At 34.4% G+C, this 24,753-nt stretch carries 26 protein-coding genes and 1 riboswitch; of the genes, 18 read left to right on the top strand and 8 right to left on the bottom strand.

The window, feature by feature from the left end:
- Window positions 1-19 precede the first annotated feature (19 nt).
- Window positions 20-409, top strand: a complete 390-nt coding sequence (gene comJ / locus AC1M36_RS18990; protein ID WP_336452138.1) for a competence protein ComJ — start codon at window positions 20-22, stop codon at window positions 407-409.
- Between the two features lie 172 nt (window positions 410-581).
- Here comJ and metE read toward each other — a convergent pair whose 3' ends face one another.
- The 3 genes from metE to AC1M36_RS18975 form a co-directional block, all read right to left on the bottom strand.
- Entirely contained in the window at window positions 582-2,870 is a 2,289-nt protein-coding gene (gene metE / locus AC1M36_RS18985) for a 5-methyltetrahydropteroyltriglutamate--homocysteine S-methyltransferase (RefSeq protein WP_336452137.1), read from the bottom strand.
- Window positions 2,871-2,999: 129 nt separating this feature from the next.
- Window positions 3,000-3,188, bottom strand: a riboswitch (cobalamin riboswitch).
- 346 nt (window positions 3,189-3,534) lie between these two features.
- Window positions 3,535-4,089 (bottom strand): PadR family transcriptional regulator, encoded by a 555-nt coding sequence (locus AC1M36_RS18980; RefSeq protein WP_336452136.1) that lies wholly within the window; start codon window positions 4,087-4,089, stop codon window positions 3,535-3,537.
- A gap of 92 nt (window positions 4,090-4,181) precedes the next feature.
- Window positions 4,182-5,717: an MDR family MFS transporter gene (locus AC1M36_RS18975; protein ID WP_336452135.1), complete on the bottom strand. Its 1,536-nt coding sequence runs from the start codon at window positions 5,715-5,717 to the stop codon at window positions 4,182-4,184.
- A gap of 582 nt (window positions 5,718-6,299) precedes the next feature.
- On the opposite strand from AC1M36_RS18975, the gene AC1M36_RS18970 reads away from it, so the two are divergent.
- Window positions 6,300-6,812 carry a hypothetical protein gene (locus AC1M36_RS18970; RefSeq protein ID WP_336452134.1) on the top strand — a complete coding sequence of 171 codons (513 nt, stop codon included), beginning with the start codon at window positions 6,300-6,302 and terminating at the stop codon, window positions 6,810-6,812.
- 28 nt (window positions 6,813-6,840) lie between these two features.
- On the opposite strand, the gene AC1M36_RS18965 is transcribed toward AC1M36_RS18970, so the two are convergent.
- The gene (locus tag AC1M36_RS18965; protein ID WP_336452133.1) at window positions 6,841-7,074 is read right to left on the bottom strand and encodes a phage holin; all 234 of its coding nucleotides are present in this window, start codon (window positions 7,072-7,074) and stop codon (window positions 6,841-6,843) included.
- A 455-nt stretch (window positions 7,075-7,529) separates the two neighbouring features.
- Between AC1M36_RS18965 and AC1M36_RS18960 the strand changes: the two genes are divergently transcribed.
- The gene (locus AC1M36_RS18960) at window positions 7,530-8,150 is read left to right on the top strand and encodes a YkyA family protein (RefSeq protein WP_336452218.1); all 621 of its coding nucleotides are present in this window, start codon (window positions 7,530-7,532) and stop codon (window positions 8,148-8,150) included.
- Between the two features lie 30 nt (window positions 8,151-8,180).
- On the opposite strand, the gene AC1M36_RS18955 is transcribed toward AC1M36_RS18960, so the two are convergent.
- Window positions 8,181-8,639 (bottom strand): YkyB family protein, encoded by a 459-nt coding sequence (locus AC1M36_RS18955; protein WP_336452132.1) that lies wholly within the window; start codon window positions 8,637-8,639, stop codon window positions 8,181-8,183.
- A 179-nt stretch (window positions 8,640-8,818) separates the two neighbouring features.
- Between AC1M36_RS18955 and AC1M36_RS18950 the strand changes: the two genes are divergently transcribed.
- Together AC1M36_RS18950 and AC1M36_RS18945 are read left to right on the top strand one after the other, a co-directional pair.
- Window positions 8,819-10,357, top strand: coding sequence for a Ppx/GppA family phosphatase (locus AC1M36_RS18950; RefSeq protein WP_336452131.1), 1,539 nt, complete (start codon window positions 8,819-8,821; stop codon window positions 10,355-10,357).
- Between the two features lie 107 nt (window positions 10,358-10,464).
- The gene (locus AC1M36_RS18945; RefSeq protein WP_336452130.1) at window positions 10,465-12,573 is read left to right on the top strand and encodes an RNA degradosome polyphosphate kinase; all 2,109 of its coding nucleotides are present in this window, start codon (window positions 10,465-10,467) and stop codon (window positions 12,571-12,573) included.
- A gap of 306 nt (window positions 12,574-12,879) precedes the next feature.
- Here AC1M36_RS18945 and AC1M36_RS18940 read toward each other — a convergent pair whose 3' ends face one another.
- Both AC1M36_RS18940 and AC1M36_RS18935 read right to left on the bottom strand, forming a co-directional pair.
- Entirely contained in the window at window positions 12,880-13,113 is a 234-nt protein-coding gene (locus tag AC1M36_RS18940) for a hypothetical protein (protein WP_174099227.1), read from the bottom strand.
- 99 nt (window positions 13,114-13,212) lie between these two features.
- The gene (locus tag AC1M36_RS18935; protein WP_336452129.1) at window positions 13,213-14,070 is read right to left on the bottom strand and encodes a metallophosphoesterase; all 858 of its coding nucleotides are present in this window, start codon (window positions 14,068-14,070) and stop codon (window positions 13,213-13,215) included.
- A gap of 296 nt (window positions 14,071-14,366) precedes the next feature.
- Between AC1M36_RS18935 and fadH the strand changes: the two genes are divergently transcribed.
- From fadH to AC1M36_RS18920, 3 genes are all read left to right on the top strand, one after another.
- Window positions 14,367-15,131, top strand: coding sequence for a 2,4-dienoyl-CoA reductase (gene fadH, locus AC1M36_RS18930; protein WP_336452128.1), 765 nt, complete (start codon window positions 14,367-14,369; stop codon window positions 15,129-15,131).
- Window positions 15,132-15,397: 266 nt separating this feature from the next.
- Window positions 15,398-16,615 carry an EAL domain-containing protein gene (locus AC1M36_RS18925; RefSeq protein ID WP_479846099.1) on the top strand — a complete coding sequence of 406 codons (1,218 nt, stop codon included), beginning with the start codon at window positions 15,398-15,400 and terminating at the stop codon, window positions 16,613-16,615.
- Window positions 16,616-16,798: 183 nt separating this feature from the next.
- Window positions 16,799-17,299 (top strand): DUF3993 domain-containing protein, encoded by a 501-nt coding sequence (locus AC1M36_RS18920; RefSeq protein WP_336452126.1) that lies wholly within the window; start codon window positions 16,799-16,801, stop codon window positions 17,297-17,299.
- An 11-nt stretch (window positions 17,300-17,310) separates the two neighbouring features.
- Here the strand turns inward: AC1M36_RS18920 and AC1M36_RS18915 are convergent, their stop codons facing one another.
- Window positions 17,311-17,553, bottom strand: coding sequence for a glutaredoxin family protein (locus AC1M36_RS18915; protein ID WP_336452125.1), 243 nt, complete (start codon window positions 17,551-17,553; stop codon window positions 17,311-17,313).
- Between the two features lie 234 nt (window positions 17,554-17,787).
- Between AC1M36_RS18915 and AC1M36_RS18910 the strand changes: the two genes are divergently transcribed.
- The 10 genes from AC1M36_RS18910 to AC1M36_RS18865 all read left to right on the top strand — a co-directional run bounded on the left by AC1M36_RS18910 (window position 17,788) and on the right by AC1M36_RS18865 (window position 24,539).
- Window positions 17,788-18,024 carry a YkuJ family protein gene (locus tag AC1M36_RS18910; RefSeq protein ID WP_000055151.1) on the top strand — a complete coding sequence of 79 codons (237 nt, stop codon included), beginning with the start codon at window positions 17,788-17,790 and terminating at the stop codon, window positions 18,022-18,024.
- A gap of 208 nt (window positions 18,025-18,232) precedes the next feature.
- Window positions 18,233-18,382, top strand: coding sequence for a hypothetical protein (locus AC1M36_RS18905; RefSeq protein WP_174099232.1), 150 nt, complete (start codon window positions 18,233-18,235; stop codon window positions 18,380-18,382).
- Window positions 18,383-18,457: 75 nt separating this feature from the next.
- Window positions 18,458-18,976 (top strand): ribonuclease H-like YkuK family protein, encoded by a 519-nt coding sequence (locus tag AC1M36_RS18900; protein WP_336452124.1) that lies wholly within the window; start codon window positions 18,458-18,460, stop codon window positions 18,974-18,976.
- 87 nt (window positions 18,977-19,063) lie between these two features.
- Complete coding sequence (abbA, locus tag AC1M36_RS18895) at window positions 19,064-19,255, top strand: antirepressor AbbA (RefSeq protein WP_336452123.1); 192 nt, start codon at window positions 19,064-19,066, stop codon at window positions 19,253-19,255.
- 247 nt (window positions 19,256-19,502) lie between these two features.
- Window positions 19,503-19,946, top strand: a complete 444-nt coding sequence (gene cbpB, locus AC1M36_RS18890) for a cyclic-di-AMP-binding protein CbpB (protein ID WP_336452122.1) — start codon at window positions 19,503-19,505, stop codon at window positions 19,944-19,946.
- 479 nt (window positions 19,947-20,425) lie between these two features.
- Window positions 20,426-21,283 carry a LysR family transcriptional regulator gene (locus AC1M36_RS18885; protein WP_420792344.1) on the top strand — a complete coding sequence of 286 codons (858 nt, stop codon included), beginning with the start codon at window positions 20,426-20,428 and terminating at the stop codon, window positions 21,281-21,283.
- A 71-nt stretch (window positions 21,284-21,354) separates the two neighbouring features.
- Entirely contained in the window at window positions 21,355-22,077 is a 723-nt protein-coding gene (gene dapD / locus AC1M36_RS18880) for a 2,3,4,5-tetrahydropyridine-2,6-dicarboxylate N-acetyltransferase (protein WP_174099237.1), read from the top strand.
- A 58-nt stretch (window positions 22,078-22,135) separates the two neighbouring features.
- Window positions 22,136-23,266 (top strand): N-acetyldiaminopimelate deacetylase, encoded by a 1,131-nt coding sequence (locus AC1M36_RS18875; RefSeq protein WP_336452121.1) that lies wholly within the window; start codon window positions 22,136-22,138, stop codon window positions 23,264-23,266.
- Window positions 23,267-23,458: 192 nt separating this feature from the next.
- Entirely contained in the window at window positions 23,459-24,007 is a 549-nt protein-coding gene (locus AC1M36_RS18870; RefSeq protein WP_336452120.1) for a peroxiredoxin, read from the top strand.
- Between the two features lie 73 nt (window positions 24,008-24,080).
- Complete coding sequence (locus AC1M36_RS18865) at window positions 24,081-24,539, top strand: TlpA disulfide reductase family protein (RefSeq protein WP_336452119.1); 459 nt, start codon at window positions 24,081-24,083, stop codon at window positions 24,537-24,539.
- Window positions 24,540-24,753 lie beyond the last annotated feature (214 nt).

The following is a 24,753-nucleotide window of genomic DNA, read 5'->3' as shown; positions in this document are numbered from 1 at the left end:
ATTGAAGGGAATGGTATATATGGAATTAACAATTTCTTATTCACAATTAATTGTGATGAATTATGATGGAGAACAGCCTTATGTAGACTGGACGAATGAAGATTTTGAGAGAGGATATGTCGAAACAGAAGGTGTAATTATTTTTGAGGCGATTTCTGATTATACATGTGAAATCAAAGCGACTATTGGAACGCATACTGAGAAAGAAGGTATAGTGAGAACGGTATCAGCACCATTTACTGTAGGTAGTGAGGGTGTTTTTATAAGCAGCATTCTTTCAAGTAAATTACATATTTCTATTCCGCAAGGTGAATATATGTTAGTGATGCAAGCAATCCCGCTTGAAGAACCGACAGATAATGAGCTGTACAAGGTTCGGTATGAATTGTTTTTCGAAGAGAAAGAATGAAAAAGCCACTGCAATGTGGCTTTTTATTTGTACGAGTTTATGATTAGCACTTGAATGTCGCTTGGGTCTTTTATCATTTTTATAGGGTATCACTGATGCGAATTGAGAAGAAAGCTAGTTGAAAATGTATAGTATTAAAAGAAGATGTCTCAAAAAGACATCTTCTTTTTAATTATGCGTTTGTTTTTAGAAGAGAACGAGCCTCTTTAGCTGCTTGAACCATATGCTCTAAAGCAGGGATAACTTCTTCTGTTCTTCTTGTTTTTAAACCACAATCTGGGTTAATCCAGAAGTATTTTGGATCACATACTTTTAAGGATTGTTCTACAATTGTATACATTTCATTTTTACTTGGAACGCGAGGGCTATGAATATCATAAACTCCTAAACCGATTCCTTTTTCATATGTTGTATGTTCTAATGTATGAATGAATTCACCATGGCTTCTTGATGTTTCGATAGAAATAACATCAGCGTCTAATGCGCGAATTGCATCAACGATATCTTCAAAGTTGCTGTAGCACATATGTGTATGAATTTGTGTTTCGTTCGCTACAGAAGAAGTTGCTAAAAGGAATGAATGAACAGCCCATGTAATATATGCGTCCCAATCTTTTTCTTTTAGTGGCATACCTTCTCGGAGCGCTGGCTCGTCGACTTGAATAACACGAATACCGGAAGATTCAAGTAATTCGATTTCATGGCGAAGTGCTAATGCAATTTGATAAGAAACTTCTTTTCGTGAAATATCATTTCGTACGAATGACCAATTTAGAATTGTTACAGGACCTGTTAACATACCTTTTACAACTTTATCTGTAAGGCTTTGTGCATATGCAGTTTCCTTAATTGTCATCCCATCAATAAAGGCAACATCACCATAGATTACAGGTGGTTTTACACAACGAGAGCCGTACGATTGTACCCAACCGTTCTTAGTGAAAGAGAATCCAGCAAGTCGTTCGCCAAAATATTCCACCATATCCGTTCTTTCAAATTCACCATGTACAAGTACATCAAGACCAATATTTTCTTGATGACGAATCCACTTCTCAGTTTCTTTTTCGATAAATTGTTCATATTGTTCGTTTGTAATATCACCACTTCGCCATTGTTTACGCGTTTGACGAACTTCAGTAGTTTGTGGGAAGCTACCGATTGTTGTTGTTGGAAGTAGTGGTAATTGTAATGCTTCTTGTTGCAGTGCATAGCGTTGTTCGAATGGAAGAGGACGAGAAAAGTCTTCTTCTTTAAGAGCTGCTCGTGCTGCTTTCACATCTTCACGATTACGTGCAGCTGAAGAACGTATAGTCTCATGAGCAGTACGGTAAGTAGTTAATTCAGTACTAACACTTTCTGCACCTTCAGAAAGTGCACGTTTAATTACTGTAAGTTCTTCTAACTTTTGGTTTGCAAATGCAAGAGCATCAAAAAGTTCTTTTGATAAATGTGTTTCTTCTGTTTTGTCAATTGGAGTGTGTAGTAAACTACAAGAAGGTTGAACAATCCAATCTTTCGGTGTAACACGACCCTTTAATGTTTTAAATAAAGAAAGGACTTCATCGAGATCAGCTCTCCAAATGTTGCGGCCATCTATACAACCAACAGCTAAAATTTTATCTGTTGGGAAACCATGCTCTAAAATAGCTTTTACATTACCTTCTTTACCGTGAACAAAGTCCAATCCAATGCCGGATACAGGGAAGGTAATAATCTCTTCATAGTTTTCTTCTACGCTATCAAAATAAGTTTGTAGAATAAGAGATAAATGTGGAACTTCTTTACGAATTGTTTCATAAAGTTTTTTTGCTTCCACGATTTCTTCTTTTGTTAAAGATGCAAAGATTGGTTCGTCAATTTGTACGAAGCGTGCGCCAGCTTCATGTAATTCAGTTAATAGTTGTACATAAGGAGCAACTAGTTGTTGTAAGATTGTTGCAAATTGATTCTCTTTATATCCTTTTGCTAATTTTAAGAATGTATACGGCCCTAATATAACTGGTTTCCCATCGATTCCTAGCTCTTGTTTTGCTTCTTCATATAAGCGAAGAGGTCGATTGTCTTTTAAAGAAATATCTAATCCTTCTTCATATTCAGGAACAATATAATGATAATTCGTGTTAAACCATTTTGTCATTTCGGAAGCAACGTGATCTTTAGAGCCTCGTGCCATTGCGAAGTATACATCAAGATAAGAAGAGAACTCAGAAAAACGTGATGGAATAAAGCCGAGCATGTAGGCTGTGTCCAGCACATGATCATAATATGTAAAGTCGCCAATTGGAATTAAATCGATTCCTTTTTCTTGTTGAACTTTAACATGTTGCAGACGAAGCTCTTTCATTGTTGTTGAAAATTGTTGCTCATCAATCTTATTTGACCAAAAAGCTTCCAACGTTTTTTTCCATTCTCGGTGTAATCCAATACGTGGATATCCTAAACTACTTGTTTGAATTGCCATTTAAATTTCCTCCCTAATTGAAAGTAAGCATTTCCGTTTACTCGGAAATGCATGTAACGAAAAGTATAAAGGTACAGAAAATAGCCCTTTCTCCTCGTTCATAACACCTAATCATCATCCGTGAGTCTATCAGTGTTGTTAAAATAGGCAGGTCTCCTGACTTATGCTTTATACGATTTCTTTCACCTTCCCGTTTTCACAGTGGTATAGAAAAGAAGTCTTTGCACTTACAGTGGCGGGACCGCGTTGGAATTTCACCAAACTTCCCTTTTAAACACGAAATAAGAAACTCCGTGTACCTATTTTCCTTTATGAAAGGAATTTAACAAGCGAATATGATATTGAAACAAATTCTAACACAATTTTTAAAATTTTGTCTACTGTTTTGAAATAAGAATATTTTAAAGTTTTTAATTCTTATTATTCAGAAAAATAAAGTTACTAAAATTGAAAAAATAATAAAGAAAGATGTTTTTCATCATTAACTCGCATCCAAGAATAACGAGAAAATATGAGGTGAGTGTTAAAAGAAAACAAGAAGACGAATGTTTCTTGATTAGAAAGTAGATAAGAACAAAAATAGAGAAAAACTGCTCGTAAGAACTTGATTAATGAGAATTCTTACGAGCAGTGGGAAGAAAAGCATCCAGGTATAGAAGTTTTACTATATATCCATTCCAATTTCAGAAAGACATCCAGCGCTTGCATCCTTATGTAGCTCATTTAACCAACGTAATTCAACGGTAATATGTTCAATAACACTTTTTAAAATATAAAGTTGTGCACGTGGAACATTTTCTTTGCTATGTTTGTATATGGTTTGCATTGTATGTAAATATTGAATCGTGTCATCCCTCTTTTTTTCTAAAATAGGAATGAGTGTTTTTTCATCACCAAAATGAGCGAAAGATAGTGCTGAATAGATTGGTTTATATATTTGGTTTTTTGCTTCAAATTGTTTTAAAAGCAGTGTATGGAAAAGTTCTATTCCTGTTTTAGTTATATGAAAAATAGTCTTATCTGGTCGATTGGTATCTCGTACTACGTTTGTAATTGCAATTGCCCCTTGCTTTTCTAATTGTTCAAAAGCGTAGTAGAGGGAGCCTTTTGCATATTTAATATAACAATCCATTTGCCGTTCTTTCATTGTGTGCTGCACTTCATATGGATGTTTATCTCCTTCGAGTAGTAAACCGAGAATGACTAGTTTCATACTCATGCTGTCTCAACTCCTGTAATATAAACTTTATACATAGTATAAACGGTATATCTCTTTCGATAAAGAGATATACCGTTTCATTTTGTCATATATTAACTTACTTGTTTTTGTTTTTTCATTGTTCCAGTTAAGAGACGTTCTTTACCCATCATTGTAATGCAGATAATACTTAGAATAGCTGGGATAAGCGCCCAGAAAAATGTATCAGCAATAGATGTCGCAAGTGCTTGTTTAATTCCACCCAATATTTGAGGTGGGATCTTTTCAGTGGCATGCGGTGATAATAAAAAGCTTGTATCCCCACCTTTGGGTGCCATCTTTGCTAACTCTGGAGGAAAAACAGTTTTTAATTTGTCAGTGAAAATATGGTTTTGAATCGTACCAAAAATTGTTACACCAAGCGTCATACCGAGAGAACGGAAGAATGAGTTTGTGGATGTGGCAGAACCCCGGTCTCTCATTTCTAAGTTATGAATGGAAGACATACTTAAAACAGAGAAAGAGAAGCCGACTCCAAGTCCAGCAAGAATCATAAAGAGTGTTACGAGTACGCGGGGTGTTTCCATTGTTAAGGTGCTGAGTAAATAGATACCAAGTACAAAGAAAATGCCTGACACGACCATAATGTTACGGTAACTTGTTCGTGAAGCGAATTGTCCACCTGTTTGGCTTCCAATTACAGAACCAACCATCATCGGTGTTAAAATTAATCCGGCATTTGATGCTGAGCCACCAAGGACGCCTTGGACAAAGATTGGAATATAAACTGTGCAAATAATAAAAGCTGCTCCATAGAAAAAGGCAACACCTTGACTTGCTGCAAATAACTGCTTTTTAAATAAATGGAAAGAAATAATCGGTTCTGTAGCTCGTTTTTCTACAAAGACAAAGATAATGAGCATAATAGCAAAAGTAGCAAATAATCCAAGAATCATATTGGAATTCCATGCGTATTCCTTACCACCAAGTTCTAGTGCAAACATTAAGCAAACAATGCTTATTACAAGTGTAATAGCACCAGCCCAATCAATTTTTTGTTTTTTATATTGTAGAGATTCTTTGTAGTACTTGGAAATGAAGAAGAAAGAAATAAGACCTAATGGAATATTGATATAAAAGACCCAGTGCCAACTTATATAATCAGTAATATAAGCACCTAATAAAGGGCCGAATACGCTTGATGTTCCAAAAACTGCTCCGAATAATCCGGTCATTTTCCCGCGTTTTTCTGGTGGGAATATATCATACATGATTGTGAAGGCAATTGGCATGAGGGCACCGCCACCAACCCCTTGAATTGCTCTATAAATACTTAGCTGTTCAATGCTTGTTGCTGTACCACAAAGAATAGAGCCGACTAAGAAGAGAAGTAATCCGCCGATATAAAAACGTTTACGACCATACATATCCGAAAGCTTTCCGAAAATCGGCATTCCTGCCATTGTTGCTACCATATAAGCTGATGTGACCCAAACAAATTTGTCAAATCCTCCTAGATCTCCAACAATTGTTGCCATGGCAGTGGCAACGATTGTATTGTCCATTGCTGCCATTAAAATACCAAGTAACAATCCAGCAACAACAAATTTTGTTTTACTTACTTTGTTTTGAGATGTTTGTTCTTGCAAACATACCCCTCCTTTTATATAAGATTCACTGCTCTTTAAGATAGTGGCTCTCGCTTTAATATGTCTTTATGTACGACTATGATTTCATTATTCCTTTTATATAAAGTGCCATAAAGAGATAGAAAGTATAAATCATATTATAGTCAAATTTGACTAAAAGGCAAATTTTTTTACTTACTCCATCTATTTGTGGGAAGTAAGATCCTCAGCTCGATATTCAAGGAAAGCATAGAAGTTAGGTGGGAGATAAACGGTTCGTAAAAGTTCGATTGGTGAGGGCTAATAATTAGTAGGGGATGGAGCCTCGACTGATTAAGGTTTCACTTTATAGCTTTTAATATCGAAGAAACAAAAGGAAGTTAGTGGATGACATGGTGTATAGCTATTTAAAATGGTTTTTTAATCGCGTTGTCGAATAAGATAAAGAAGAAAGATAAAAAATGGTGAAGATTTATATTTTTTATTGAAAGAAAATGGGAGGGTGCTTTAAAGGGAACGAATTGGAGAATGGTGTTTTATTATTGAAGAGAGCAGAATAAATTTGTACAGATAATAACATCTGGAATGAGGTGAATTGTTATTGTGAAAATGTGGGAAATAAGTATGGGTAAAGAAGTGTTCCCTTTGTCTTTACAGCCTGTTATGTGGATGGAAGGTGGTTCGAAAGAAGTTACGAGCAAACAATCTAATCCAAATGTAGCAGTAACATTACAAATTCGCAGTCAAAAAGAGAAGTGTTTTTCACAAAAAGTTGTTTATGATGTACATGAAATTCTTTTTATTCAATTAGAAGTTGAAAACATAGGAAGTGAAGGGGTTTCTCATGTGATCGTTAGTCATATGATTCGGGACCATTTTGCATATATCCCCAACACATTACAAATACAAAAAGGAAAGGGAGAGTTTTTATTTCAACTTGTAAGATGGCGTATTGATGAATTACTATCAGGTGAAAAGGCTCAATTAACCTGTCAGGTAAAAGCATCACGTATACCAATCCCGTCCAGTATTTCATTACGTGCTACATACACGTTCCAGCAGAAAGGTCAATTATATGGGCCACTACAAACAAACGAAGTGATGTTGATACAATAAAAGAGGAACCCGGACATGGGTTCCTCTTTTATTGAAGGTTATGCTTCTTTAGTAATTCTTTTTGTTCCAGGCCTTTTTTTCCTACATAGTTATTTTTATATCCAAAGTATAAAATAAATAAGAAAGAACCAACATTTATGATTGCATCAATTTGGTCATTTGTAATAAATGAAAGCCCGAACGATTCAAATAATAGTTTTAATGATAAGAGAAATCCGGCTAAAAAACGAAGGATGTCTGAAATGTTTTCTCTTTGTAGCATTTTCTTCTCCTTTCGATAATGGCTATATACTATATATATGAAATAGAAAAGAAGATGAATACAAGTTGTAAGAAGAAATGGATGATAAGAACGTCCATTTTTTGTTTTGCAAAAAAACATTATTGTTATAGAGGCATATAGTAGTGTAAAAGAGGATTTTCGTAACAAATTTTTCTCTTTTGTTACAAAAAAACAGTATCTTGTAACAAAAGTCTTTAAAAATAGATATAAACATCATATAATTGTGATGGATGTGTCAATACATTTTTGCACAATGGTTTTTCATTTAAAAAGTGTAGGGGAACAATCTCTACACTTTTCCTTTTGGGGAAATAAAAAGAATATTTGTAAATTGTTGCAAGTAAACCTTTACACTGTGTAAAATGGACAAGAAAAGATTGTAGGGGGAAAAGAAGTTGAAATATAATAAAATAGCAATTGTAGCAGTTTTATCTATGACATTATTAGCTGGTTGTTTCGGACCAAAACCAGAAGAGGAATTATATGTAGCATTTGAAAATGCTGCGAAACAAGAAAAGCCGATGTTTGAAGAAGCAAAAAAATTAGAGACATTAGAAAAAGAAGGTCAAACATTATATGATCAAATTGTGCAAGAAGGAAAAGATAATAATCAAGTTGTGAAAGAGAAGTTAGATCAAGCAATGAAAAATACAGCAGAACGTGGAAAAGTAATCGATAAAGAGAAAGAAGCATTGAACAAAGCACAAGAAGAAGTAAAATCAGTTGAAAAATATGTGAAAAAAATCGAGAATGGTAAATTAAAAGAACAAGCAGATAAAGTGAAAAATACATATGAAAAACGACATGAGTCTTTTAAGAAGATGTATGATAACTATAGTAAATCTTTAAAGTTAGAAAAAGAATTATTTACAATGCTTCAAGATAAAGGAGCAAAATTAAAAGATATTAGTGATAAAGTAAAAACGGTGAACGAATCTTATAAAAATATTGATGCTGAAAAAGATAAGTTTAATGAATATACAAAATCATATAATACAGAAAAAGTAGCATTTTATAAACAAGCGAACATTAAAATAAAAGAAGAGAAAAAATAAAGCAGGTTGGCCGTTATGGCCAAACCTGCTTTATTTTTTTGTGTACGTACGACGATACCAAGGAATCGGTTCGCTTAATTTTTTTTCTTGTTTTAGTGCTTCCGGCCCAATGTAGTCTTGAAGTGTTTTTTTCGCTATTGCTAAAGAAAGAGTTGTTTTTGGGTTTCTATAGGAAGATTCGAGGCTACCGAGATGCGGGAGATTACTGAAATCATCTTTTGTAGGAGGAATATGAAAAAAGTAGTCACCTAATCGAACGAGAACATCTGATTGTTGCTGACTAAAACGCGGATTTCTAGAGAAATGCAACCCTTCTTTTATTGCTTTCTTTTCATTAATCAAACGCTCCAAAGCAATCTTTTTCAACCAATATAAATATTTAGGATTTGTAGCAGCTTTGGCATGCCGGTTCACAATGAAAATAGATTGAGCCAATCGATCGATAGAATGTTGCTTGTATGACTGAGACTGTGGTTGTGAAGGTTTCATAGTGGGACCCCTTTCTAGTTTTTCAATATTATAGCATAAATAAAAATAGTTTTTATTATATGCAAAAAATGATTGTATATATTTTCAATATTAATGCAATATTGTTACAAAAAACAACTATTTTGTATAATAGTGATAGGAACGTTTTCTAGAAATTTGATGACGAAAGAGTGAGAATTGTGAAAGATATATTGAAACAGCAATATGCCATTATTGATATTGGTTCAAATACGATGCGATTGGTGATTTATGAAAAACAAAATGGGGGCTTTTATAAGGAAATTGAAAATACAAAAGTTGTGGCACGGTTAAGAAATTATCTAATAGATGGTATGCTAATAGAAGAAGGAATGAATACACTTTTGCAAACATTGCTTCAATTTCAAGAAAGCACAAGGTTTCATGGATTACATAATGTGTTATGCGTTGCGACAGCAACTATTAGACAAGCAAAAAACCAAGAAGAAATAAAAAAGCTTGTAGAAGGAAAAACTGATTTTGTACTTAGGGTATTATCTGAATATGAAGAAGCACGTTATGGTTATTTAGCTGTGATGAATTCAACTTCTTTTACGGAAGGAATTACTGTCGACATTGGTGGAGGAAGTACAGAGGTTACATATTTTCGTGATCGAGAAATTATAGAATATTATAGCTTTCCTTTTGGAGCACTTTCTTTAAAACAACAATTTATTCATCATGAGACACCAACTGCAGAAGAATTAGAAGAGTTAAGAAGATATTTATGGTATCAATTTGAAACGTTACCTTGGTTAAAGGCAAAAAGGTTACCTCTTATTGCGATAGGTGGAAGTGCTCGGAATATGGTGAAGATTCATCAAAATATAATTTCTTATCCAATAGCAGGTTTACATTTATATAAAATGAAAGAAGCGGATATACGAGGTGTAAAAGAGGAATTAGAAAGTCTTTCTTTTGTAGAATTACAAAAATTGGATGGGTTAGCAAAAGATCGGGCGGATACAATTATTCCAGCGGTAGAAGTATTTTATATGCTAACAAATATCATACAAGCTCCGTCCTTTGTATTAAGTCGGAAAGGGTTACGAGAAGGTGTTTTTTATGAGGAACTTACAAAAAATTTAGGTGTTTCTTATTATCCAAATGTGATAGAGGAGAGTTTACATTTATTGTCCTATGAATATGAAATGGATATGAAATTTGTTGTTCAACTTATCAAGTACGGAACGTTAATTTGCAAACAGTTAGAAGAGTCTGGAATTATATCTTTTTCAGAAAAAGATTGGTGTATATTTTATCAAGCTGCAAAAGTGTTTAATATTGGAAAATACATAGATGCAGAAGCAAGTCGTCTACATACATTCTATTTATTAGCGAACAAAACAATTGACGGCATGATGCATAAAGAGCGTATTAAACTTGCACTCATCGCATCTTATAAGTCGAAAATGTTATTTAAACAGCATTTGGAACCATTTGAAGGGTGGTTTGATAAAAATGAACAGAAAAAGATTCGTTTGTTAGGAGTAATTTTGCAATTTTCTGCCGCTTTAAATGTGAGGCAAAGAGCACTGATTGAAAAGATTGAAGTGAAGAAAAATAAAGAGGGGCTTGTCTTTCATATTGTGTGTGAACAATCGGCTTTAGCGGAAAAAGTGCAGGCTGAAAAGCAAAAAAAACAACTTGAAAAAGTATTGAAGATGAACATTCAACTCTTGTTTGAAGGGGAATATTAAGTTGTACGGATGTCTTTACAAAAAATTTACACTTAAATAATTTGGGATTTGATACAATAAATGTAATTAAATTATATTGAAAAAGTTTCAAAGGGAAGTGTGAGAAAATGGAATTGATGAAGGAGAATCCTGTAAAATTCAATGATACAGCTTACTATAATAATCGTGAATTAAGTTGGCTTGCTTTTAATGAACGTGTTTTGCAAGAGGCACAAGATGAAAGTAATCCACTTTTGGAAAGATTAAAGTTTATTAGTATTTTTAGTTCAAATTTGGATGAATTTTTTATGGTACGTGTTGCAGGATTAAAAGATCAAGTAAAAGCGGGTTTTAATCAACCAGAAAATAAAGCTGGTTTAACACCGAAACAGCAGCTAAATAAAATTGCTACAAAAGCTCATGAATTGATGACAGTTCAGTATAATACATTTAAAAATGCTATATTGCCAGCGCTTGAAATGGAAGGTATCGAGCCGTTAACGTTTCAAGATTTAACGAAAGAACAACGTGAATTTATTGAAGAGTATTTTGATGAACAAATTTTCCCTGTGTTAACCCCCGTGGCAATAGATGCGTATCGCCCGTTTCCTATGTTGTTAAATAAAAGCTTAAACTTGGCTACTATTTTGTATGATGGAAAACAAACAGAGGAAGAGAATCGAACAAAGCTTGGAATCGTTCAAGTGCCATCATTGCTCGAACGTTTTATTTTTTTACCGAGTGAAGACCAAAAACATAAATTTATTTTATTAGAAGACGTAATTAGTAGCTTTACTCATAAATTATTTACAGGATACAAAGTATCCTCTGTTACTCGTTTTCGTATTACACGTAATGCGGATTTAACAATTCATGAAGAGGGTGCACGAGATTTATTAAAAGTGATTGAAAAAGAGTTAAAGAAACGTAAATGGGGAGCGGCTGTTCGTTTAGAAATTGGTAAAGAGCATGTGGATGAAAGAGTTTTAGCTTTATTGTATGAAGTGTTAGAAGTGAAAGATGAAGATGTATATATGATGGATGGACCATTAGACCTAACATGCTTATTCTCCTTATATAAAAAATTAGCACCTTTATATGAGCATCTTGTTTATCCAGCTCTTATACCGCAGCCACCTCAAGATTTAGATGATGAAGAAGATATATTTGAAAAAGCGATAGAGCATGATATTTTACTACATCATCCATTTGAATCATTTCAGCCAGTTATTGATTTTGTACGTGATGCGGCAGATGATTCCAATGTACTAGCAATAAAACAGACGTTATACCGCGTAAGCGGGGATTCGCCGATTATTCAGGCGTTAAAGACTGCAGCGGAGAAGGGAAAACAAGTAACAGTACTTGTTGAATTAAAAGCACGTTTTGATGAAGAAAATAACGTCCATTGGGCGAAGGAACTCGAACAAGCCGGTTGCCACGTTATTTATGGTGTAAGTCATTTGAAAACACATAGTAAAATTACCCTGGTTGTAAGAAGAAAACACGGAAAAATCGAAAGATTCGTACATTTAGGGACAGGAAATTATAATGATGCGACAGCAAAATTATATACAGATTTTGGCTATATTACATCCCGAAAGGATTTCGGGGTAGATGCGACAAATTTCTTTAATTACTTGAGTGGTTATACAACAAAGCCACATTTTCATTACTTGTCAGTAGCACCGTTTGATATACGTCATCAATTTATGGAATTGATCGATGAAGAAGTTCGTTATCATAAACAATATGGAAATGGACATATTGTGGCAAAGATGAACTCATTAACAGATAAACCGTTAATTCAAAAATTATATGAGGCATCACAAGCTGGAGTAACAATAGAGCTTATCGTTAGAGGAACGTGCTGCTTGCGGCCTGGTATTAAAAATATAAGTGAAAATATTCGTGTGATCAGCCTTGTTGGACGTTATTTAGAACATAGCCGTATTTATTATTTTCATCACAATGGGGATGAAAAAGTGTACTTATCTTCAGCCGATTGGATGACAAGGAACATGGAAAAACGGGTAGAAATTTCATTTCCAATTTTAGGATTTGAAATGAAAGCACGAATCAAAGCAATTTTGCAGCTTATTTTAGCGGATAATGTAAAAACACGTGAACAAAATAAAGATGGTGAATACTATTATGTAATAAATAATGGTTCACAAGAAATTGATAGCCAAGTGAAGTTATTTAAGATGGCTTATCAAAATACAGATGCGGAGTAATGTGTAAATTCAAAAATGATATAAAACCATATTTTTTAGTTGGGAGAGAGGATTCGTCCATACATAGAAGCGGCCCGATTCTTTTTTAGTCCCATGCTAAGGGAAAAAAAGGGGGAAAATGAGTGGAAGTCCTCTTTGAGTTTCCTAGCAGTGACTGATGTGCCAACAAATTAAAATGAATTTATATATGCAATAGTTAAGTTTAATAATTTGAGAACAAGTAAACTCCTGAATTCAAGATCATGAGAATACGACGAAAAAAGCCTCTTACTAAATAAAGAGGCTTTTTCATAGTTTTTGTTTATATTAATAATAATACGGCTGGCACGGACCTCCGTAACAAGGAAACGGCGTTGGCGGATATGGCGGTGGGTATGGAGGGTAGTAAGGTGGTCTAGGACCAAATGCTAATGCTCCGCCAATTAAGCCGCCAGCAAGTCCTGCTAAGAATGGAACGCCGAAGAATGGTAAGAAGCGTGAGTCACTTACTGGGCCAATAGGTCCTGAACGAACTAGATAGGGCTGAGGATATGGGTACATAAAAAAACCTCCTTTATTGGACTCATTGTTATCATATGGTGAAAAAGCATGGATGAGCGAGTACAAGAAAGGATATATAAGAAAATAGGCAATTATAGGTTACAAGTGCTGGAGAGTAAATACTGTAATTTCAGGGATGGACAAAAAACGAAAAGGAACACGCGTTCTTCCAAGGCCGCGATTTACATAAAGAAGTAATTCTTGGATATGATAAAAACCTTCGATGTAATGTTTTGCTAGTGCTGGGGTAACGATTGCACCTAAAAAGGGAAGTTGTACTTGTCCACCATGGCTATGTCCAGAAAGCTGGAGATTCACTGGAAAGTTAGCAATTTTAGGTGCTATATCAGGTTCATGTACGAGTACTATAGTATATAGCTCTTTCTGCACATGTTGTAGTGTTACGTCGATTTCTGGTTTACCAAGAAGCATGTCATCGATTCCAAAAATAGAAATCTCGCTATTATCTAATAAGCGAATACGTTTTTCGGTATTTTGTAATACTTCAAAACCTGCATTACTCATAATTTGACTATAGTATTCGGTTCCATACCCACCATGATCGTGATTTCCATAGATTGCAAATTTACCAAAGGGTGCACGGATGTTTCGTAAAATTGAAGAAACAAAAGGAATTTCACTATATGTTTGGTAGTCATCGATTAGATCACCAGTAAAAAGAACAATATCGGGTGCAGTCTTATTTATTTTTGAAACGATTGTAGAAAGGTGTTGGAGAGAAAAATAGTATCCTAAATGTAAATCACTAAATTGAACAATTTTCATACCATGAAAGTTTGGTGGAATGAGTGGAGAGCTCAGTGTATGATGAGTCAAAGAAAGACAGTACGGTTCAATATACTTTGCATAGTAATAACCGATACTAGCCGTAATACAGGTATAGAAACAAGATCGTATTCCGTTTTTTATAAAATTTCTTCTTGTTATTTGTTTCATAGAAATATGAATGGGCCTATATAATAAAAAAAGTGGGATAAGTATTATATGAATGTGGTGTAGGCCACAACAGCTCTCCTTTCTTTTTATCTCTTCTTAAAGAAGTATAATTGAGTCGATTAACCTTGTCATCTAGTGAAAATACGATTTAGTAGAATAGTCTAGAGTTAAGAGAATGGTTATTATGAAAAAAAGGGATTGTATATAAAGATATCAGAAAAGTTTAAAAATATAAAGATTTCTATTAAATAAAGTGGTAAAATGAATGTGCATTCATTTTTTGGGAGGGGATATATTTGAAAGAAAAAGTAGTGATTATAACTGGTGGTTCAAGTGGAATGGGAAAAGGAATGGCAACTCGTTTTGCGAAGGAAGGAGCACGCGTTGTTATTACGGGACGTACGCAGGAAAAACTTGAAGAAACAAAAAAAGAGATTGAGCAATTTTCAGGGCAAGTATTGACGGTACAAATGGATGTTCGTAATATTGAGGATATAAGTCGTATGATTGAATATATTGATGAAAAATTTGGACGTATTGATATTTTAGTTAATAATGCAGCAGGAAATTTCGTTTGTCCTGCAGAAGATTTATCTGTTAATGGTTGGAATGCAGTTATTAATATTGTATTAAATGGAACATTTTATTGCAGCCAAGCAGTAGGGAAGTATTGGATTGAGAAAGGGATAAAAGGAAATATCATTAATATGGTAGCGACATATGCATGGGATGCAGGACCTGGTGTCATTCATTCTGCAGCTGCGAAAGCGGGTGTATTAGCAATGACGAAAACACTTGCTGTTGAGTGGGGGCGTAAATATGGCATTCGCGTTAATGCAATTGCTCCTGGACCAATCGAACGAACAGGCGGGGCGGATAAATTATGGATTTCAGAAGAGGCAGCTAAGCGTACATTGCAAAGTGTTCCACTTGGGCGGCTTGGTACACCAGAAGAAATAGCAGGCTTAGCTTTTTATCTATGCTCTGATGAGGCTGCATACATAAATGGGACATGTATGACAATGGATGGTGGACAGCATTTACATCAGTATCCGTTTTAAAGGGGATTATATAAAGTGAAACGTAGGGATTAAACCCCCATTTATGCGAGGTAAAATGTGACGAATTTGTGACATATGAAAGAAAGGTATTTACAATAGGTTTTATATAAGGTATATTTAAGACCTCTTTTTTCTTCATAGTAGAATTGCTAATTCCCCTTAGCATTTTACCCCTCTAATCCCTTCAGGAAAACTGAAGGGATTTTTTATTATTTTTCTATACATATCATGTTATAATTTTTGAAAAGTAAAGGGAGGGAAACATTTTGATAGATGCATTAGATGTAATGAGTAATTTGGATAAAGTCCTTCCTTATTATCAAGCTATTTTTAGTGCTGATGAGCATACAGTAATTGGATATGAGGTAGTAGGGCGTATCCAAACGGAAGAAGGGATACAAAGTCTTTCTTCTTTTTTTCATGATGATTCCATTCCGGGTGAATTCCAACTAGAGGCAGATAATGTCATAGTAGAAAAAGCATTAGAACGCTATTTGGAAACAAATCAAAATTTTTTATTGTTTATACATCGTAATGCAAACATATTAATGAATGATGAAGATGAAAGTTTACTTCATTTATTGTTAATGTATGAAAAAAAAGGATTAAATTTAGGACGTATCGTTTTAGAAATAACAGAGCACGAGTGCAAGGAAGATATAGAACAATTTAATCATTTACTGATGTATTACCGTACATATGGTATTCAAATTTCCATTAACAAAGTGGGAACAGGTACGAGTAATCTGGAACGGATTAGTGTACTAGCACCGGATATTTTAAAGGTGGATTTAACGAATTTAAGACAAACTGCACTCTTACAATCTTATCAAGATATTTTATATTCCTTGTCGTTATTAGCAAGAAGAATTGGTGCGACATTATTATATGAAGAGATTGATGCTTTTTATCAGTTGCAATACGCTTGGAAAAATGGCGGAAGATATTATCAAGGAAATTATTTAAAAGAGTGTTTACCAGACTTTATTGAAGCGGATATTTTAAAAGAACGTCTTGGTAATGAGTGTCATCAATTTATCCAGCATGAAAAGAAAAAACTACAAAAAATTTATCAATTGACAGAAACATTGCGTGATCAAATTGGGAATGTTTTATCTAAGCAGAAAAAGAATGAAGACGTTAATGATTGGTTGTTACATTTTAGTCAACATGTATCACATTATAGTTTTCGAATCTTTATTTGTAATGAAGACGGCTTCCAGCAATCGGGAAATATTATGAAAAAAGATGGTGAATGGATTGTTATGCCAGAGTATTATATGAAAAATTGGAGCTGGCGCCCATATTTTTTAGAAAATATAATGAAAATGAGATTTGAAAATAAAGCAAGACTCTCTGACTTATATGCAGATATAGAAACAGGAGAGATGGTACGAACATTTTCCTTTCCAATTGATGAAGAGCATTTTTTATTTATTGATTTGTCCTATGAATTTTTATATGAAGAAGATGTTTTATTTTAATGCACGGAGCAATTCGTGCATTTTTTTTGTTTGTTTTTATCATAAATTGGTAATAGTGAAAAAGATGGCAAAAATGCTGTCTATCATTGTAAAGATTTTACGAACGAAACCATCCCTTTCTTTGCATAATCATTGTTACAATGAATACTACAAAGACAAGCTCTGTTAAAGGAAGGTGAAAGAATGAGAAAATATGGAATTTGGTTTGTTCTATTTCTGTGTGTTGCCTTTCTAGTTGGGTATAGTGTGACAACGGTTCTTGGTAAAGAAGAAATAAAAGTGGATCGAAAAGAAGTATTTACAACGATTCAAAAGGGATATGAGGCACAATTTTCAATTCGTGGGAAGCATTTATCGATGAGTAAAATGTATGATGCATTATCACCTTATTTTACAAATAACTTTCTTCAAGTTTTTACGGATGAAAATAGTAATGGTGATAAACAAAGTGGCGAATATTTACTCCCTACAAAAGAAGCTCCTTTTTCTTTTACTTCTCAAACAAAATTAGCATATGGTGAAGAACATAGACTTTTATATGTATATGAACGGATGAAAAATGAACAATATCAAATTATTACATTGCAAAAGGAAGAAGGGAAATGGAAATTAGCTGGTTATCATGAGAGTCAGCAACTTTTGACAGAAATGCAAAAATTACAGGAGTTGAAAGAAGAGGAATAGGTAAAGGGTACCTATTCCTCTTCTAAATTTAGTAATTGTTGTAATTTTTCAATTTGAAAACCAGAGACAACTTCTCCATCAATGACAACAGTTGGAGTTGAGTATGAGTTATAGTCATATAAAAGACGGTTGCGAGCAGAAGCATCCTTTTTGACATCAAATTCTTCGTATGTTATGTTATTGTGCTTTAAAAACTCTTTTACAATGGTGCAGGGTGGGCAATCTGGTTGTGTATAAACCTCTACTTTTTTCATTATTAAATCCTCCTCTTTTTCTGCTTTTTATTATATTCCGCAGCTATAAAAACCGCAATAAAGGAAGATAAAGATTTTCTTTCTGCTTTTTACTTCTTTTTTCGACAAATTTTAGTTGAGTTTCTTGCCAAGAAGCTTTATCCTAGAGTGTGGAACATTTTTTCTGTTATGACGGATAGAATGAGTATAGCTGTAAAACCTATTGGTAGGAAGATTAGAGAAAGGGGAGATTTCATGTCTCTACTCCAAGGAATTTTAACTCGACTTGTTAGTCTACAAGAACAAGCTGAAAGCGGTGAAGTAGCACAACGCTATTTTGAAGTGAACGGTGAACGTAAATGTAGCGTGAAATTTTTTGATAAAAGTGAAATGTATGAGTTAGAAGTGTATCAACAAGGCGAAAAGCCACAAGTATATCAATTCGATAACATTGACATGGTTGCAATTGAAATTTACGATATTATTTCTTGATACATACAAAAAAGGTACCGCGAGAAGCGGTGCCTTTTTTGGTTATTATAATAACTAATAGTAAGAGGATAAGGAATTGAAGAAGATATGGGGAGATAACGATAAGAAAAAAACGATTGCTGGGGGATGATTAAAGTTTCACTTTATATGTATAAGATTTTTTTGATCTTCCTACACTGGTATTAAAAGTTAGAAAGGAATGTGGAATGTGGAGCGATTACCAATTGTTGTTTGTCCAAAATGTCATATGTCATTTGAAATGGATCAAGTATTAACAGCGCAGTCTAATCAAAATGTAATTTATATTTGTCCAGCATGTAAGTATTCCATCCGAAATATAGAAACGAGTAAAGGATAATAAAGTCATATTTTGTTCTTTTGTCCCATACAATGAGAATGCAAAAAGTCTGTCTAATTGAAGGGACGTGACTATATGGACGGTGAGTATCGATTTTATAATGTATCAGAGAGGCATATGGATTTTGAAACAGTTTTCTCACGCATTTGCACTTTTATTGAAAGGGATCCCCGAAATTTATACCGCTTATCTATTGGAACAGATTCACAAGCGCATCAAAAAGATACCCGTTTTATTACAGCAGTGCATATTCATCGTGTTGGAAAAGGAGCATGGGGATGTTTGAAACATAAAGCAGTACATAAAAAGCCACCGACCTTACGTGAAAAAATATATTTAGAAACACAATTTAGTCAAGAAGTTGCCTGTTTGTTTACACCGGAACATATAAGGCGTATATGGGAGATTTTACATCCATATGCTCATGAAGGAGCTGGATTTGTAATGGAAATTCACTTAGATATTGGAAATGATGGATTAACAAAAGAGTTCATTTCAGATATGACAGCAAAGGTTAAAGCAATGGGACTAACTGCAAAAATTAAACCTGATGCTTATGCAGCTTTTAGTTATGCAAATCGCTATACAAAATAAAAAAACTGAATCTTTCATCTATTAAATTAAACGAATATTTTATATAATAAATAATAAGAAAAAGCATAAGCATAAGGAGAGGGGTATATGCAGAAGGAAATTACTTTAACAACAGAAGAAAAAAGCTTGTTGTTAGATATTTTATTTCGCCAAAATTATGCTAGTGAAATTCTAGCTGTTGAGCTTACAGATATTGAAAATGGCTTAAAAAAAGCTGATATTTCCCAGTATAGAAGAATTACAAGGTTATTTAATCGATTAAAAAATGAAGGATACTAAGTGCTACCAGAAAGGTAGTCTTTTTTTTGTGTTCTATGGTAGAATGAACTGTGTATCATTATTTTTGTTGGAATAAATAAGGACAAAATAATAATATGAAAACGCTATCATAAGATGTGAATAGAAATGGGAAATAAAGTGAAACTTTTAATCGTGGATATGATTAACTCTAAACAGTAAGCCTTATGGATTGTCGAATGGAGATCATGTTAGCAGGAAAAAAGGGAGAAAAAGTGGGGGATATAATATGATTAGTATTCCAAAAGATGAGTTTCAACAAGTTCTTGTTAAGGATTTAATGATTTCATCAGAAAAAGTCGCGCATGTTCAAATTGGAAATAGCTTAGAACATGCTTTGCTTGTTCTTGTAAAGTCGGGATATTCTGCGATTCCTGTTTTAGATCCAATGTATAAATTGCATGGATTAATAAGTACTGCGATGATTTTGGACGGTATTTTAGGGTTAGAACGCATTGAATTTGAAAAGCTGGAAGATATGAAAGTGGAGAATGTAATGAAAAAAGACATTCCGCATCTTGGACTTGAGGATTCATTTGCTAAAGCATTAGAAATGACAATTGATCATCCATTTATTTGTGCTGTAAATAATGATGGGTACTTTGAGGGGATTTTGACAAGGCGTGCTATTTTAAAATTGCTGAATAAAAAAGTGAGACAATATAATCGATAAAGAAGGGTAAGCGACTTCGTAATGAAAAAGAAGTCGCTTTTTTACCATGCGTCTCTTTTCATTTTATCCCGCATTAACAGGCAGTAAGACTCCCACCTTAAAACTCAGCAAAAGCAAAGAAGTTAGGTGGGAGACGGGCTGCCCGTAAAAGCCCGATTGGTTAAGGCTAATAATCAGTGGGGATGAAGAACCCCACTGATTAAAGTTTCACTGTATCCGGTTATTCGTGTTTAGTAAGACCACCAACCTTTAAGAGAGAAGCGAGAGAGGCGGAGGCTAATAATGAGCGGGAGATGAAGCCACCTCCGCTGATTAAATTTTCGCTTTTATATAATAACTGGAGTAAACAGGTATAAAAGGTTAGGTGAAAATGCCGATTCATCTGAGCTTTTTGAAAATAAAAATGAAATAATGCATGTTAGAGAATAGTGCAACGTATATATTAAAGTTACATGTAAGATGAGGAAAGAGGGAGAAAGTTGCAAATTGATGATTTTCAAATGATGGTTGTTTTAGCACAGGAATCCAATATGAGAAAAGCTGCGGAGCGCCTATTCGTTTCACAGCCTGCACTTAGTCAACGATTACAATCAATGGAAAAACAGTGGGGAATGAAATTTTTTATTCGTTCTCAAAAAGGATTGACGATAACACCAGAAGGGGAAAAAGTGGCCAAATATGCAAAAGATATGTTGCAAAGAGAAGAGGCAATAAAAAGTGAATTAGCAATCTATCGTACAGAAACATATGGAACATTAAAGATAGCTGTGGCATCTGTGATTGGCCAATATTGGTTACCACCTGTTTTAAAGAGGTTTGTACAAAAATATCCATTTGTTAAAGTTTCTCTTTTTACAGGGTGGAGTAGTGAGGTGCAAAAGCACTTTTATGAAGGGGATGTGCATGTAGCTATATTGAGAGGGAAACAAGAATATAAAGGGCATAAAGAGCAATTGTTTGAGGATGAGTTGTATTTAGTTGACACGGAAATTAAAGATATTTCTATGCTGAAAGATACAAACAGACCGTTTATACAATTTAAAAGTGATTCGACATACTATGGACAAATCCAGAATTGGTGGTATGGTTTATTTTCTAATCCACCTAAACGAACAATTGTAGTTGACCAAATTGAAACATGTAAGCAACTCGTTTTAAATGGAATTGGTTATGCACTGCTGCCTTCTACTGTTTTAAAAGAAGTGAGAGAAAAGACGTATAAAACACCTGTTCAATTGACTCGAGAAACGTGGTTATTGACAAGTGATTCTGCAAGGCAATTGAAACAAGTACAAGCGTTTTTGGATATTATAGAAGAAATTCAAATGGAAAAATAAGATTATTGTCTTGCTAGTAGCTCTTTCGTTTGGTAGAGTAACATTATAAATGGATTTAGGAGGCAACAAGCATGAAAATGATGGATGCAAACGAAATTATTTCGTTTATTCAAAAAAGTGAGAAGAAAACTCCTGTAAAGGTATACATAAAAGGGGATTTAAAAGAAGTAACATTCCCTGAAACGGTACAAGCATTTGTAAACAAAAAAGCTGGTGTTTTATTTGGAGAATGGTCTGAAATCAAGGCAGTTCTTGAAGAAAATAAAAAGTATGTTGTAGATTATGTTGTCGAAAACGACCGTCGTAATTCTGCGATTCCAATGCTTGATTTAAAAGGCATTAAAGCTCGTATTGAGCCAGGTGCAATTATCCGTGACCATGTTGAAATTGGTGATAATGCAGTTATTATGATGAATGCAACGATTAATATCGGTGCAGTAATCGGTGAAGGTTCAATGATCGATATGAATGCAGTGCTTGGTGGACGTGCTACAGTAGGTAAAAACTGTCACGTTGGTGCTGGTGCTGTACTTGCAGGTGTTATCGAGCCACCTTCTGCAAAACCAGTTATCGTTGAAGACGATGTTGTAATTGGTGCAAACGTAGTTGTTCTAGAAGGAGTAACAGTTGGTAAGGGTGCAGTTGTTGCAGCAGGAGCGATTGTGACAGAAGATGTACCACCATATACAGTAGTTGCAGGAACACCAGCACGTGTTATTAAAGAAATTGATGAGAAGACAAAAGCGAAAACAGAAATTAAACAAGAACTTCGTCAATTAAACCCAGAAAAATAAAGAACGAAAGCGTAAGGGCAAATAAGCTCTTACGCTTTTTATAAATGGTGGTGGAGACATGACAGTCGGTAAATTTGTACAAATTCGTAGAGACTTACATAAAATTCCAGAGTTAGGTTTTCAAGAGTGGAAAACACAACAATATATTTTAAATTATATCGGGACTCTTCCTAGTGAATATCTTGAAGTGAAAACATGGAAAACAGGTGTTATCGTTAAAGTAAATGGGAAAAAATCAGAAAAAACAATTGGCTATCGTGCAGATATTGATGGCTTACTAATTCCAGAGGAAACAGGATATGAATTTGCTTCTGTGCATGAAGGCATGATGCATGCATGTGGTCATGATTTTCATACTACAATTGGTTTAGGACTTCTAACAGCTGTTGTAAATGAAAGAATAGATGATGATCTTGTTTTTCTATTCCAACCAGCTGAAGAAGGCCCAGGTGGAGCACTTCCTATGTTAGAAAGTGAAGAATTAAAGGAATGGAAACCAGATATGATTCTTGGTCTTCATATCGCACCTGAGTACCCAGTAGGAACAATCGCAACAAAAGAAGGATTGCTATTTGCAAATACATCAGAACTATATATCGATTTAAAAGGAAAAGGTGGACATGCAGCATATCCACATACTGCAAATGATATGATTGTTGCGGCAAGTCATCTTGTTACACAGCTCCAATCGGTAATTAGCCGTAATGTAAATCCACTTGATAGTGCAGTTATTACAATTGGTAAAATTACAGGAGGTACAGTTCAAAATATCATTGCAGAAAAGTCTCGTTTAGAAGGGACGATTCGAACTTTATCTGTAGAATCAATGAAACGAGTGAAAGGTAGAATTGAAGCAATTGTTGCAGGGATTGAAGCTGCATTTCAATGTGAAGCTGTTATCGATTACGGAGCAATGTATCATCAAGTATATAACCATGAAGCATTGACACGAGAGTTTATGGGATTTGCGTCAGAACACACTGATATGAATGTTATTACATGTACAGAGGCAATGACGGGAGAAGATTTTGGATATATGCTTCGTGAAATTCCAGGTTTTATGTTCTGGCTCGGTGTAGATTCTGAATATGGTTTACATCATGCAAAATTACAGCCGAAAGAAGAAGCAATTGAACAGACCATTGCTTTTTTAAACCAATATATAAGTTGGAAAGGGAACAGGGTTTAAACCTGTTCTTTTTTGATTTAAAGGATTGTAATATATAATGCATTTTTTTTGTAATTCTAACACAATACTTTATAATGGTAGATGGAGGGACAAGTTGTTAGTGATTTTTAAATGAAAATGACTGCAAACTCATCTCTCTTATATACTACAAGAGTGGACATATATGATAAAAAATTATGGAGGTTGATACATATGGCAGAACGTATGGTAGCAAAACAAGCTCCACGCTTTGAAATGGACGCTGTTATGCCAAACAAAGAATTTGGTAAAGTAAGTCTTGAAGAAGTTATGAAACAGGACAAATGGACAGTACTTTTCTTCTATCCAATGGATTTCACTTTCGTATGTCCAACAGAAATTATCGCACTTTCAGATCGTTATGATGAGTTCGAAGATTTAGATGCGGAAGTAATTGGTGTATCTACTGATACAATCCATACTCACTTAGCTTGGATTAACACTGACCGCACGGAAAACGGTTTAGGTGAATTAAAATACCCTCTAGCTGCTGATACGAACCATGTAGTATCTCGTGATTACGGTGTATTACTTGAAGAGGAAGGTATTGCACTTCGTGGTTTATTTATCATTAGTCCAGAAGGTGAATTAATGTACCAAGTTGTACATCATAACAACATCGGCCGTGAAGTTGATGAAGTAATTCGTGTTCTTCAAGCTCTTCAAACTGGTGGACTTTGCCCAGCAAACTGGAAACCAGGTCAAGCAACTTTAAATGTTTAATTTTATCGTGAAATATAGTGGTCTAACAATAATTTTGTTAGGCCTTTCTCTACATCTGTAAGGGAGGGGAATTATGAAATTACGTCAACCAATGCCTTCTTTAGACGGTGCAACAACAGTATTAAATGGAGAAGTGGTACGTGAATCACTAATTGGAGAAAAGCCAACACTTATTCATTTTTGGTCTGTTAGTTGTCATTTATGTAAAGAAGCAATGCCAGATATTAATACATTCCGTGATGAATATAAAGAGCAATTAAATGTTGTTGCAGTTCATATGCCACGTTCAGAAGAAGATTTAAACCTTGAGCAAGTGGAAGTAGTTGCAAAAGAACACGGCATATCTCAAACAATTTTGGTAGATAATCAACACAAGATTACAGATGCATTTGAAAATCAATATGTACCAGCGTATTATGTGTTTGATAAAAATGGTGTGCTTCGTCATTTCCAAGCAGGTGGAAGTGGGATGAAAATGCTTACAAAACGAGTAAATCGTGTGTTAGATGAAGCGAAACAAGAAGCTGAATAAAATTTGTATTTTTCTACTTACGCGTTAGGGGTAGTTTGGAAGTAGAAGTTTCTTTTGATATGCGCAAAAAACCTCCTTTTTGATTAGGAGGTTTTTGTTTTTATCTCATATTAACGTGAAGTAAGCCCTTACCTCAAGGTGTAGAGAGATAGAGTGAGAACAACTACCTGCAAAAGTTTGACTCGTGAGGAATTTCGGTTAGTAAAGGATAAAG

The sequence above is a fragment of the Bacillus sp. Medicinal_06 genome, assembly GCF_056711665.1.
Note: the sequence above shows the minus strand (reverse complement) of the source record. Positions and strands in the feature narration are given on the sequence as shown.